The sequence below is a fragment of the Brumimicrobium sp. genome (genome assembly GCF_048268645.1).
In the GTDB taxonomy this organism is placed as follows: domain Bacteria; phylum Bacteroidota; class Bacteroidia; order Flavobacteriales_D; family Crocinitomicaceae; genus Brumimicrobium; species Brumimicrobium ulvae.
Window position 1 is genome coordinate 1 of the sequence record NZ_JBLWVE010000015.1, and the last position, 13,693, is coordinate 13,693.

Genomic DNA, 13,693 nt, shown 5'->3' on the forward strand with positions numbered 1-13,693 from the left:
AGAAACTCGTATTACTGTAAAATTGATTTTAATTAATTATTTAATGTTAAATTTACTTGGATTTCATCATGGAAATCGGAGGGTTTTCTATATCTGACATAACACAAGTGGGTATCATTTTTTACTTTTGTATTTTGAGTAAAGTTCTTTTAACTTTTCTTTATCAACTTCAACAACTGCTTGAGATTTGACAGTCACAAACGGAAATCCTTGTAAACTTTTCTCTATGTCTTTGAGATAGCTCTTAACTTTATATTGATCGAACTTTTGACTTACATCATTTTTTATTTGCTTTATTTTCTTCTCGGTAGAATAATCTGAATTTATAACACCTAAACGATAATCTATAGGCTCTCGTGTCTCGGTTTTAAAAACATATACCTGAAATACAGTTGGTTTATCAATGTCATTATCATAAGTGATAAATGGATCTTGTCCTTTACGAAAATATAATATCTCCTTGTGTTTTGCTGTATCTTCAATATATAAATTACCTGCTATTGAAACTGGAGATAGTTCTAAGAAAGGATCTGTGAAATATATTACTTGATAATAATAATCTCCCTCAATATCCTGCCTATTATATAGCTTAAAAATTCCACCACTATCTGATTCTTCAACTACATAAAAAGAGCTTCTTAAGGTGTCTATTTCATCATTTTTGTAAACTAAATATTGATTAAGACTATACATCATTATATGTTCATCTTGGATAAAGGTAAAATAGATAACTAATTCTTCCAAGTTAGAATCTCTTCCATACTGAATGCTCATACCTATTGAATCCGAATATTGTATTTCTTTTTCATGTATATTTTCTATATACTTCGGGTTGAAAAGAGAATCTAACCAAAGGGTATAAATTTTATTGTTTAAGGGTGAAAGTATATTTATCAGCGAATCATTTTTAAAACTAACTTTTGAAACATCATCACGTAAAGAAACAGTAGAGTTCATTAAGTTCCATTCAGTATCAAAGCTTAAAGAATCATCGTTGTTGTAAACCAAAAATCCATTTTCCGAACTATCAAAATGCATTTCATTTGTTCTTGAACAGGATAAAAAGGTTAAAAACGTAACTATGAAAAACATTTGTAAAAGAATCTTTCTCATATATTTGAAATTGTATACAATATTCATTTTAGGAGTTTTAATCTATTTAGAATGATGATGTATAACATCAATTAAAATGCTGTCATTTGGAAAGTACAATACCATACTATCTGTTCTTTGATATTCAAATACTTTGTCATTTGAAATCAATATAGTTTTACGTGTAAACTTAGTCACACTATCAACCTTATGATGAATTAGTGTAGCATTTAATTTAACTGGCTTTTTTTCATAGGAATGGTAAATTCCATTTCTTGTCGATTTTTTATTATCATAAGTACCATAAATATTTCTATCCAGCCAATTAGCCCATGGGATTTCGGGTCTGCAGCCCCTACCATCATCTGTCCTCCTAAAGTAGTTATTCGCTTTTGACTCAGGAGTAGCATAACTATTCCCACTACCTGAAACCTCCATATCCGTCTCCATATTATGAAACAAGAACCTTTGATTATCCGCATTATAGCTTCGATTTGGGAGTAAACTTCCGTAAGGATATGTTTCCGCGTATATCAATTGCCTTCAGATTTGTTTCTATCCTCCTTAAACTTCTGCATATACTTAAAATCAATTACCCTGGCTACTGATGGGTCTTCTATCGAATATTCGATTAGGACTGTGTCACCTTTTTCTAAAAAATTAAATTTGCCATATTGGGTTAACGAAAGCTTTTGTTTGTCTACATAATAATTAAAATATGATCGTGGCCCACTTCGCGCAAAAACAATGTTTTTATCATAAATAGCGTATGTCTTTATAGTACCTTTTGACATAAGTTTTTCATTTCTTTTATCAATAAAATAATTTGCACTAAATCCTATTAAAAAAAACAGAAATATGTATATTATGTATTTTTTATTCTTTAGCATTCGTTACCGCTTTTTGCCCCCGCTACCGCTAGATTACCTTCGGTGCTACTCCGTGGTTTATCTCGTGGTTGTCTGAATCCTTTACTTTACTTCTTCTAAAGTACAAATTTTTAAATTATTCGTTGATAAAGTCGCTGAAATAGATTGTTTTAGTAATAGTTTTTTTAGATTATGATTCTTGAAAGAGTTTTTTGTATGGATATCCAAGGCCACGAGAAGCTGCGCTAAATCTCGCGGCAGCCGAGGGAAATTCTTGTGTATATTTTTATTATTACTATAAAAACCTGTAGTAGCATCTTTCCCATGCAAATACATCTCGTCCAAACGTTAGGTTTTCATTCTCACGTAACAACACCAAAGATGAGATCGATTTTGCAGTTAGCATTTTAAAAGAAGCATTCGAAAAAGAACTGGTTGATTAACCCAAAATACTCATCTAAAAAAGAGGCGTAACTTCAATTACGCCTCTTTTTTTTATTTTAGGTTTTAAACTACCTCCCTCCTCTTGGATTCGTTTCACGAGAAGTTCCTGTTGGACTCGTTCGTGTATTGGGACTTGTTCTCGTATTTGGTTTGTTTCTCGTGTCGGGTTTTCTTCTTGTGTCGGGAGTAAGCACAGGAGTAACCTTAGGTTTCTTTATAATTACCGGTGGATTTTTATCTTCCTCTTTATTAATTTCAGGTTCATTACTTTGCGTTTTTCTAGGATTATCTTCTTTGTGATTATCCACTTGATCAGCAGGATCTATGTTAGCATAAGTATAATCAAAAACTGTACTGTATAACTCATCGTCTGGAACACCTGCTTCTCTAGATTTTCTTAACGCTTCAGCAATTTGTTCATCAGAAGCGTCGGCTAAAGTTGTACAACCAGATGGATACCTTATAGAATCTGAAATTGCAGTCATTTGAATTGGAAACAACGATGTTTCTTCATTCAATTGAAAAGTATTTCCAAAAGGGTGAGCAATGTAATAACACGAGTTTTCCATTCGAGTAGTGACTTCTGGAGAACGTCTAAGACTTCCAAAAAGTTCTTCATCTGAATAAGCAGAACGGTCGTTATTGATCACCGTACTGTCATCTACAACCAAGTCGTTCTTTACACCGTCATTATTCCCCAATAATCCATAATAATCACTTCTGCACTCCGGAACAGCAACGTACAATTGATACAAAACATTCTTTCTTTCCGTGTCTTTATTATCCCCAAAACTAAAGTTTCTAATAATTGCCACCCTCATTTTTTCACCCGTTGGCCAGTTCACCACAAATCGATCTCCACGAAGGTGTCTATTTTTACTTTCTTTTGGCGGTTGATTCAAACGAAGCGTTCCTCCATTAGGAAGATTGATTGTGAAATTTCTTTTTGTGATGAGTTTATTGTTAACATACACCTCACCATCGATGGGCATTTCTGTACCTCTAAATTCAACAATATCACCATTTACATTTACAACTACTCCGCCGTTCAGTGACCAAGAACTAGAAGTGTTTCTTCTAAACAGTTGTGTTTGAATAACAAAAGATTCATCCTCCGATGCAGACAACAAATAATCTCCAGCATTTTGGAAGTCATATCGCTCTCCATCAAATGTCAGCATGTGTGGTTCCCCGGTTGAAGATCCTTCGGAAACACCACAAGTTGTAGTTTCAAGGTAGTTCATCCACTCTTGCCAATAATAAGTCGCTCTTTTTCCATTGGTCGCTGCAATTTCTTTCTCTAGCTCTACTTTTGCAATACGCTGTAGTCTTTTAACGCGATCAAGATGCATTGTTTGAAGCAATTCAAAAGGTGTTTTATAAACACCCTCTGGTCGTTCTGGTTGATTTTTTTTCATGATCAAGGAAGCCATACTTTCGTATAAGTAGTCTCCAGATTTTTCATTCCAAGCTTTAAATATGTCTTTTATGTGATCTGAATCTTGGCGTTTAAACACAACATTTTGAGCATATACGCTGCCCATCAAGCCCATAACAAAGACGCTGGTAATGAGTAGTATTAAGTTTTTCATAACCTTTGGTTTTTTATATTTATGTTTTGGATTTTATCAATAAACGTTCCAAAAATTAATTTTTTGTTAAAAAATGATGGGAATTAACATTACGCCTCTTAAAGTGGTGCTATGAAATTCATTGTTTGTAAGCAATATACTAAGACTTTTCGAAGGTAGAAAGTGAAAGTATAATTCCTAAAGTGTCTTATTAGGTCTCTCCATTTCTAGCTTTCGGAATGGGATGACGAGAAATCTCTATTTCTTCATAAATATTAAGTCAATAATGAAGAACAATTAGAGCTTGAAAATTCTAGGGGCACGATATGCTATTGGGGTGGACTAAAGTCCAGCCATAATGATTAGTTCATGAACACCAAGTCAAAATTAACCCTATTGAGTTGCACCTTCAGTGCGTTGGTATAACCTTTTTTTCAACTGGATGCGATGCATCCAGTTGAAGTAAGCTGGGCTTTCAGCCCGCAATTGTATATAATATATGTTTAAATAAAATACGGGTTTGAAAATTCTAGGAATACGGTTTGCTATTGGGGTGGACTTTAGCTCAACCATGATGATTAGTTTATGAACACCAAGTCAAAATTAACCCTATTGAGTTGCACCTTCAGTGCGTTGGAATAACCTTTTTTTCAACTGGATGCGATGCATCCAGTTGAAGTGAGCTGGGCTTTCAGTCCGCAATTGTATATAATATATGTTTAAATAAAATACGGGTTTGAAAATTCTAGAAATACGGTATGCTATTGGGGTGGACTTTATTCCACCCATAATAGTGATTATCTGACTCTTCAAATACAGGAAATAAAATTATTTCTTTTTCTCACGTAGCCAATAAGTACCCAACTTATTTCCTTTGTAGGTAAACATATAGTTATTGTTTTTAAGGATTCCCATCGTAGCATCTAAGCTCATCAATTGCTTTCCTCTTGAAATAATTAAATTGAATTCAGTGTCGTGATTGAGCATTGCAAGGAATTTAGACAAATCAGCTTGATCTACTCTAAAGCCATTAAATGCGATGATTTCATCATTTGGAGAGAGTCCTGCTTTTTCAGCGGCACCACCTGACATCACACTGGTTACAATCAACTTTCCATTCTCCATTTTAGTGGTAATTCCCAACCCTGCACTTTGAAGTTCTGTATGTTGAATTTCTAATCCTAAAGCATCAAAATACTCAGCAAAAGGGATAGTTTCTGTTCCATAGATATACTTCGCGAAGAAATCATCTAGATTTCGATCTAAAAATTCCTCTAATGATGTTTTGAATTGTAAAGGCGTCATCCCTGTGTTGTTCTTCTCGTAATACTCTTTGTAAAGTAACTGCATGAATTCATCCAAAGACTTTTTCCCTTTATATTTCTCAATAATCATCGCATCGATAACGTGTGCTATTAAACCTCCTTTTGAATAATAAGAAATAGTGGTATTTCTACTGTTTTCGTTAGGACGGTAGGCTTTAATCCATGCATCAAAAGAAGCATGCGCTACAGGTTGAACTTTATTTCCAGGTTGACCTTCAACATAATTGATGGTATTTTCGAAGATGTTCAAGTAATCTTGTTCTGAATAGAATCCAGCTCTTCTCAGGATCAGTTCATCGTAATAAGAAGTAAATCCTTCCATGATCCACAACATGTCTGTATAGTTCTCATTGCTGTAATCATATTCAACTAGCGCAGCAGGACGCAATCTTTTCACATTCCAAATATGAAAATATTCGTGTGCTACAAGCGAAAGGAAGCTCATGTAATTTTCTGGACTATATGTCCATCTGTTCACATTTAAAGTGGTTGAATTCATGTGCTCCAATCCACCACCACGCGTATCTGTATTGTGGATAATGAACCAGTACTCTTTGTTTGGGTTTTTCCCACCAAATACCGCTGTTGTTGCTTCCACAATTTTCGCCATATCTATTTTTAATCTTTCTACATCATGATTTCCAGGTCCATAAATAGCAACATGGTGCTTTGTTCCTGCAGCATCAAAACTAAAGGTCTCTTGATTTCCGATTTCAATAGGCGCATCTGCCAATTCATCAAAATCTTTAAACACAAAGGTTTGAGCATTATTATCAGCACTTATTCCGTCCTTAGCCACAGCCAAAGGAGTGGTAATTTTCTTAAAAGAAGAATGAGGTATAACGGTTAATTGTCCTCCTAAATCCATATATCCTTCAGGGAATGTAAAAACACTTGTTCCATTTAAGTAACCATGTGTTTTATCTAGGAAGGAAGTCCTCACAGTAAGTTCAAAAGCATAAACTTCATAATTTACAGTAACCTTTTTCGCTTTCCCTTTTGAAATTTCCCATTGATTTTTGCTGATTTTCTGAACAGGTAAAGCTTGACCATTTTCATCTTTGGCCAACAATAAATTTACGTTTTTGGGGAATTCGCGCACCAAGTATGATCCAGGCGACCAAACAGGCATTGTCAACACCACTTTCTCTTCAGAAAAATCTGTTAAGGTTGTCTCCACGTGGAAATAATGGGTTTCTGGAGCAGGCATTGAAAGCTCATGATGAATTTTTTGACCTAAAATTGTAGTGCTAATAAACAGCGCTAAAACAAGTAAACTATAAATTTTCATAATAAAAACATTGATTTTCCTCAAAGATACAATTTACCCCAAAGAAATCGTTAATTTTGTAAACAAGAATCAATTAAACAAACACATGAGATACTTATTTTTATTTACCTTACTGTTCATATTTGCTGCTTGTAAGGACGATCAAAACGACACGACTAAAACGGGAGAAGGTGCCAGCGAAGTAGAACTGATTGAACTGCGTAATAAAGTAGCGCAACTCGAATTAGAAAGCAACCGTAAAGATTCTGTTTTAAATGAAGCTTTTTCTTTCTTCAATGAAGTTCAATCGAACCTTGCAAAAATCAATATCAAAGAAGAAGAAATTAGAGTTAGGAGTTCAAATCCTGAATTAACACAGGAAGACCAAGACTGGATTTTACAAGAAATTCAACACATTAACTTCTTAAGGAAACAAAACGCGCAAAGCGTTAGTAAATTAAAAAAGCAAATTGCCGAAAAAGATCTTAAAATTGCCGAATTAGAGGGGATGACCGACCGATTGGTATTGCAAATCCGCGATAGAGACGAACAAATTGCTTCACTTCAACGCACACTTGCCGACTTAGACATGGAGTACTCTGAATTATTTGATGAATACCAAGAGCAAGTTGAATTGGCGTTGGATGTGATGAAGGAAATGAACACTGTTTATTATGCCTACGGAACTTTAGATGAATTAATTGCCAATAACGTTTTGGTAAGAGAAGGTGGTTTCATTGGAATTGGTAAAAAAACAAACATTGCTGATGACATGAATCAAGAATATTTCCAAAAAATGGATAAATCTAAAATTAAGGAGTTAACAATTGTAGGAAGCAAACCAGAAATGGTTACTGACCACCCTATAAATTCTTATGAATGGAAAGGAAATAAATTGATGATTTTAGATGCTGATAAGTTTTGGAGAATTTCAAATTACTTAGTAGTTACTGTGAAATAAGCACATTTTGAATTAAAATAAACGAGGCAAAAGAATGATTTGCCTCGTTTTTTATTTATATCAATCCTACCATGATTTTTTTGGTAGACTTTAAGTTGAACTACTGATCAATTATATATGAGCGATTCTTTTAAAAATGCCACCTCATGTTTTCTTCTGCTTTTGCATTAAATAAAACATTACAAAGAAGATATAACCATTTCAACTAACTTATTCCATAATTCATTTTAACCTTACCCTCCTTTTCTTTTGGTTTTATATCCGTCTTTTTCCAAGAGCTCAATAACTTTATCCCTGTGGTTTCCTTGAATAAGAATATCACCGTCTTTTGCTGTACCTCCTACTCCACACGCTGATTTCAACTTTTTACCCAATGCTTTTAAATCTTCGTCTGTACCAACAAAACCTTCAACTAACGTAACCTCTTTGCCTTTTCTTTGTTTTCGGTCGATGGAGACGTATAAAAGCTGCTGATTGTTAGGAAGTGTTTCTTCTTCCATTTCCTCTTCATTATCAAATTCAAAATCAGGATTCGTACTGTACACAACGTCGCTTCTTCTTTTACTCTTTTTTCCCATAAACTGTATTTATCTATTTTTCAAATTTTAATAATTTCATTAAACGTTCTACCGACCTGCTGTTCTCCTCTGAATATACTGCATTCGAAATTTTCAGTTTTTCCTTTTGTGTCAAATGCCAAGAAAGCGAAATTTTATCATCATAATGCTCTCTTAAATTAAAAGTCACCACTTCAATCGGATAATCCATTGAACGTATGGCGGTAGAAAAAAGTTCATCTTGGTTAAAGTCTTGTACCCTTGGAAAGTTTCCGTACATATTTCCAAACGGCAATAACAAACGTTCAAACAGACCTATATTTTCATAGGTTTCTCCAATAAGTGTTTTTTTTGTATCCCTCACTTTTAACACAATTACACCACTCGTGTTTTCATGCAACCATTTTCTTAAGGCAATAAGGTAACGCACTGTTGTTTTTGATCCATAATTATCTCGAATTCCAGCATCCATTACTTGCATACCAGGATCTGTAGGCATGGTAATCATGGGCATTACATACGGAAAGGTAGCGCTCATCCTTAGCACTGAAGTAAAATTCACATCATTTGGATTGTTATGCTGAAAATACTTTAAATATTCAATGTTTTCAATTTGCGGATTCAATCCAACACGTTCATCCAATCGGTCTGTTGCTTGAAGATATCCGTGATGCTGTGCACTGACCAATAATCTTCTTCCATCATTGACAATGGTTGGTGTGAAGATCATGGTTGGTATTTGCCCAGAACGCTCATACGGCTCATAATACCCTAAAGTATGGTCAAATGCGCCATTCAAATTAGAAATTAATTCTTGCTCAAAAGCATATCCCCTGTCTTTACTGTAGAGGTGTTCATTGATTTCGACACTTTGATAACGGAAAAACAAATCATTAGTAGAAATAGAAAAAGTCAAGCGATTCAGCAAATCCTTTGAGATGTTTTCTAAATACTCTTGATCTAATCGCGAAGAAATCAGACTGTCATTTTCCATCAACATTAAGTCACGATAATAGGCAGCACCTATCATTCCGCCTGAAGCTCCTGTAATCATTTGAATGTGCTTACTAAAATCATTGTCACTCAAACTATCCATCTCTTGTAAAACACGGAAAGTCCACATGGCACTTCTCAATCCACCACCACTGGTATTCAAGACAATTAATTTTGGTTTTTTCTTACCTGTGTTTTTCTTCCAGTTTTCAAGGGTTTTTACGTAATTCTCATAATCTCTTTGAATAATAGAATCAGAATATTTCAAGTCGTAAAGTGATTGTTTTGTATAACTAACCAAGTCTTCATTTTCATAGGAGAGCCCAAAAGCAAAACTTTTAAATTGAAAAAACTCAGTTTTAGTACTCATGTAATTCACCAAGAGAAAAGCACCAACAATTAAGGGGTAGGTCCATTGTTTGAACCACGAAAACAAAGCACTCACCAACATAAGAACAATGGTAAGAATCATCATCATACTAACACTAGCAGGCACTTGAAAAAATTCATAGTCTCTAAAGAATCCAATTGAAATATAAGACAGAACCAAAAGGATTTCAAAGACCGATGCATTGATGTGATTTTGGGCAAAAACTTTATTCAGTACGTTAATATCGTAATGAGAACTGCTTCTCGACTGTCTAATTCTAAACCTTGAACCGATGTAATAATATTGGTCCACATTTTTATTCATAAAAGGTTCGTACCAAGTCTGCTTACGGTGTAAAGTCGCTTTGATATTACTGGCTTTCGATTGAAATTCTTCGGATCGCTTGCCTGTGATGGTGAATAAATCTTTGTTCGTGGGAAAAAAATACACCAATGCAAAAAGTATAAAAAGAGCTACCCCACCCAATAAAGAGAGTATTTGCAAAAACACATCCATGGGTTGAACGTATTCTTGACCTTGTTGAAAATGATAAATATTCACTGAAAAATTAATCAGGAACAGCAAAGGAATCAAACTATTGTTGATTGAAAATTTATAAAAGGGTCTTGACAAAGTTGCAATGAATGGATATTTAGGCCCCAATTGAATATAGCTATAAATATGAAAAGCCATAATAAATCCACCAATGCTCACTCCTAAAAGTAAAAAAGCAATAGGATTTGACGCACCAACATATTCAGGTGACAAGAACAAATACGGCAATCCAATTCCAACTCCAAGGTAATTATTGACAATAGAGAACAGAAAAATCCAATAAAAAAGGACAATGAGATTATACTTTACCTGAGAGAAAAGTAAATTAATTGGGAAAAATGAACGTACAGCTTTAAGAAAGTTTAAAAGGCCTTTTATCATAAGTTATGGTGTAAAACTGAATTTGTTCAAAGTAAAACATTAAATTTTGGAGTCATCTCGGTTTGATTTACCAGTAATAAAGATAGTAAACCAAATTGATTATCCATGACTTACGATAAAATCACTCACTAAATACGCTAAAGTTTTCCCCACAATACGTTCTTCTAATTCATTAGTCGGTGCACCTTCAGGCAAATGGAGGTATGCGATATTCTTCTTTTTAGCGACTTGACTGATGTATAAACGAGCAATATCTACTGATATTCCCGCAGGTGAAAAAGCGCTACTGGGCATTCTTTCAATGGTGTCCATATCCAGTTCCACGCCTGTATAATCCTTTGTTCTGGTTAAGGTATCTCTTAAAGTCTGAAAATCATCCAAATAATTGTGTTCTCCAAAAATATAGGACTCATAAAAGGTGAAATAATGTCCATCCCTCCTTAGATCATCAATAATTTGCTGACTATTAAAACGCTGATGCAATCCTAAAACAAAATACTTTTTCAAATATCCATCTTTAAAAGCATAAGAAAACGGATTCCCCGAATGCCTTCCTTCCAATCGCCTATAATCGGCATGGGCATCAAAATTCACCACTTGGATTTGTTGCTGGTATCTTTCATAAGAAAATTTCATCAATGGATAAGCGTTATTGTGTCCACCACCTATAACTATTGGAATTTGGTTTTGATTAATGTGTTCATGGAGAATTTTCACTAGAAAATTATCTAGTTCCTCCACCATTTGATTTAAGTTACCATCGAGCCCTGCTTCAGTATGCGTTGAAACACTTCCCAACACGTGTATATGATTACCGATGAGCGATTCATTGGACTGCATATTAAGGAATGAACTTAAAAAAGCTTTGAATCCTTTTTCTGCACCACCTCTTCCTTTATTTGCTCTTGGCCCAACAGATTCTTCAACTCCAATAATAACATACTTCGCTTGCGGCAAATCTGTTAATTGTTGTCCCAACTTTGTCTCTCCCTCTCTTTTACTAATAAAAAGCTGAAGTTCTTCTTTATTCAAATTATTGAATTCAAAATGTTTTGTTTTATGGGTCATGAGTTCTGTTTTACTTTGCAAACATTAAGGTAACAAAATCTTTTGGAGGAGTTGTCGGCCTCATGGTATTTTTATCAACAAAAACAAGTGTGGTTTCTGCAGTAGCCACTAACTTTCCTTGTTCATTTTTGATTTCATATTCAAAATACAGTCGCACCCCTTTAAGGTCGATAATTCTGGTGTGAACGGTTAACAAATCATCGTAAAAAGCAGGAGAAATATACTTCACACTGAAACTCGATACGGGGAGCATAAACCCTTTTTCTTCCATTTCTTTATAGGACCATCCTAAAGCTCTTAGGGCTTCTACCCGACCTACCTCAAAATACTGTGCATAGTTACCATAGTAGCAATATCCCATCTGATCGGTCTCGCCATAACGCACTCTCAGCTGAATCTCAGAGGAGTGTAAAAATTCTTTATCTTGGGGCATAATAATTTAACAACTTAAAGTGAATATCATAAAAAAGATGTGTATATTGGTGGTCCAAATAATGCTAGACCTAATCTCAATATTATGATCAAATTTATCGATTAATATAACATTATTTTGGGACGAACAGCATTAAATTGAAGTTAATTTCATTTTAATGTTAGGAGTAAAATATTTGTAAAAGTCAATAGCGATTTGATTTTTTTTTTAACTTTTTTATCCAAATATTTGCTCCTGTTCTGAAAGAATAAGAAGCCATAAATTCTTTTCTAAAGAACAACAATATTTATTTTGCTATAAACGCCTTAAACTAATTAAATGAGCCAGTTGCATGAACAAAAATGGGAAGCGTGTCTGAAAGTAATTAAAGACATTATTCCATTACAAGCTTTTAAAACTTGGTTTTCACCAATTGTACCTGTGAAGTTAGAGGGAGATGTGTTAACAATTCAAGTTCCTTCACATTTCTTTTACGAATGGTTAGAAGAACACTACATCGGATTACTAAAAAAGGTAATCAAAAAAGAACTGGGTCCAAATGGAAGGTTAGAGTACAGTATTATTATGGAACGCAATACACCTAACTCAACACCATATACTGTTAAAATACCTACTTCAGGAAGAACTTCTTTAAAGAACTCACCCGTTTCTGTACCTTTAATGGTTGGAGAAGATCACATTAGAAATCCTTTTGTCATTCCTGGATTAAAAAAGATTGACGTTAATTCAAACCTTAATCCTTCTTATAGTTTTGAGAATTTTGTAGAAGGTGATTGTAACCGTTTAGCCAGATCGGCGGGATATGCTGTGGCTAACAAACCAGGGGGAACAGCGTTTAATCCATTGTTGATTTATGGAGGTGTTGGTTTAGGAAAAACCCACTTAGTGAATGCCATTGGAATTGAAATTAAAAACAAATTCCCCAATAAAACAGTACTTTATGTAAGCTCTGAAAAGTTCGTACATCAATTTATTGATTCAATTAAAAACAATACTTCTAATGATTTTGTGCATTTCTATCAAATGATGGATGTACTTATTATCGACGATGTTCAGTTTTTCTCTGGAAAGGAAAAAACACAAGATGTATTCTTCCACATTTTTAATCACTTGCACCAAAATGGAAAGCAAATTATTCTTACCTCTGATAAAGCTCCTGTAGATATTCAAGGAATGGAACAGCGTTTATTGAGTAGAATGAAATGGGGATTATCAGCAGATTTACAAGCTCCTGAATTAGAAACTAGAATCGCTATCCTTGAAAAGAAAATGTATGGGAATGGAATCGAACTTTCAAAGGAAGTGGTAGAATACCTTGCCTACAGTATCAACACCAATGTTCGTGAAATTGAAGGAGCATTAAACTCATTAATTGCACAAGCTTCACTCAACAAAAAGGCCATCACATTAGATTTAGCCAAACAAATGATTGACAAGTTTGTGAAGAATACCGCAAGAGAAGTTTCTATTGAATACATTCAAAAAGTGGTTTGTGATTACTTCGATATTGAAATTGAAATCTTGAAATCGAAAACTAGAAAAAGAGAAATCGTTCAAGCCAGACAAATTGCAATGTTCTTCTCAAAGAAAATGACAAAATCTTCGCTTGCTAATATTGGTGCACACTGTGGTGGTAAAGATCACGCAACTGTACTTCACGCATGCAGAACAGTAAATAACCTTTCAGAAACTGACAAACAGTTCAAGGCTTATCTTACAGATTTAGAAAAGAAATTATCAATTCAGTAAATACTGGATTTGAATCCCATAAAATACCGATTGGAGTTTCCTTTCGGTATTTTTT

The 13,693-nt window shown here is 34.2% G+C and carries 11 protein-coding genes; 2 read left to right on the forward strand and 9 right to left on the reverse strand.

Annotated features, from left to right (window positions below; translation table 11 throughout):
* Positions 1 to 114: 114 nt before the first annotated feature.
* From ACN0U3_RS11350 to ACN0U3_RS11370, 5 genes are all read right to left on the reverse strand, one after another.
* The gene (locus ACN0U3_RS11350) at positions 115 to 1,140 is read right to left on the reverse strand and encodes a hypothetical protein (protein WP_417266304.1); all 1,026 of its coding nucleotides are present in this window, start codon (positions 1,138 to 1,140) and stop codon (positions 115 to 117) included.
* Positions 1,141 to 1,155: 15 nt separating this feature from the next.
* Entirely contained in the window at positions 1,156 to 1,629 is a 474-nt protein-coding gene (locus tag ACN0U3_RS11355; protein WP_417266305.1) for a hypothetical protein, read from the reverse strand.
* Entirely contained in the window at positions 1,626 to 1,982 is a 357-nt protein-coding gene (locus ACN0U3_RS11360; RefSeq protein ID WP_417266306.1) for a hypothetical protein, read from the reverse strand. The genes ACN0U3_RS11355 and ACN0U3_RS11360 overlap by 4 nt, the downstream gene beginning before the upstream one ends.
* Positions 1,983 to 2,473: 491 nt before the next feature.
* Complete coding sequence (locus tag ACN0U3_RS11365) at positions 2,474 to 3,997, reverse strand: VWD domain-containing protein (protein ID WP_417266307.1); 1,524 nt, start codon at positions 3,995 to 3,997, stop codon at positions 2,474 to 2,476.
* A gap of 807 nt (positions 3,998 to 4,804) precedes the next feature.
* The gene (locus tag ACN0U3_RS11370; protein ID WP_417266308.1) at positions 4,805 to 6,592 is read right to left on the reverse strand and encodes a M61 family metallopeptidase; all 1,788 of its coding nucleotides are present in this window, start codon (positions 6,590 to 6,592) and stop codon (positions 4,805 to 4,807) included.
* An 85-nt stretch (positions 6,593 to 6,677) separates the two neighbouring features.
* On the opposite strand from ACN0U3_RS11370, the gene ACN0U3_RS11375 reads away from it, so the two are divergent.
* The gene (locus tag ACN0U3_RS11375; protein ID WP_417266309.1) at positions 6,678 to 7,532 is read left to right on the forward strand and encodes a hypothetical protein; all 855 of its coding nucleotides are present in this window, start codon (positions 6,678 to 6,680) and stop codon (positions 7,530 to 7,532) included.
* Positions 7,533 to 7,765: 233 nt separating this feature from the next.
* On the opposite strand, the gene ACN0U3_RS11380 is transcribed toward ACN0U3_RS11375, so the two are convergent.
* The 4 genes from ACN0U3_RS11380 to ACN0U3_RS11395 form a co-directional block, all read right to left on the reverse strand.
* The gene (locus tag ACN0U3_RS11380) at positions 7,766 to 8,110 is read right to left on the reverse strand and encodes a translation initiation factor (RefSeq protein WP_417266310.1); all 345 of its coding nucleotides are present in this window, start codon (positions 8,108 to 8,110) and stop codon (positions 7,766 to 7,768) included.
* Between the two features lie 13 nt (positions 8,111 to 8,123).
* Entirely contained in the window at positions 8,124 to 10,388 is a 2,265-nt protein-coding gene (locus ACN0U3_RS11385) for a patatin-like phospholipase family protein (RefSeq protein ID WP_417266311.1), read from the reverse strand.
* Positions 10,389 to 10,487: 99 nt separating this feature from the next.
* The gene (locus ACN0U3_RS11390; RefSeq protein ID WP_417266312.1) at positions 10,488 to 11,456 is read right to left on the reverse strand and encodes a formimidoylglutamase; all 969 of its coding nucleotides are present in this window, start codon (positions 11,454 to 11,456) and stop codon (positions 10,488 to 10,490) included.
* A gap of 10 nt (positions 11,457 to 11,466) precedes the next feature.
* The gene (locus ACN0U3_RS11395) at positions 11,467 to 11,889 is read right to left on the reverse strand and encodes an acyl-CoA thioesterase (RefSeq protein WP_417266313.1); all 423 of its coding nucleotides are present in this window, start codon (positions 11,887 to 11,889) and stop codon (positions 11,467 to 11,469) included.
* 318 nt (positions 11,890 to 12,207) lie between these two features.
* Between ACN0U3_RS11395 and dnaA the strand changes: the two genes are divergently transcribed.
* The gene (gene dnaA, locus ACN0U3_RS11400) at positions 12,208 to 13,638 is read left to right on the forward strand and encodes a chromosomal replication initiator protein DnaA (protein ID WP_299207366.1); all 1,431 of its coding nucleotides are present in this window, start codon (positions 12,208 to 12,210) and stop codon (positions 13,636 to 13,638) included.
* The last annotated feature ends 55 nt before the right edge of the window (positions 13,639 to 13,693 follow it).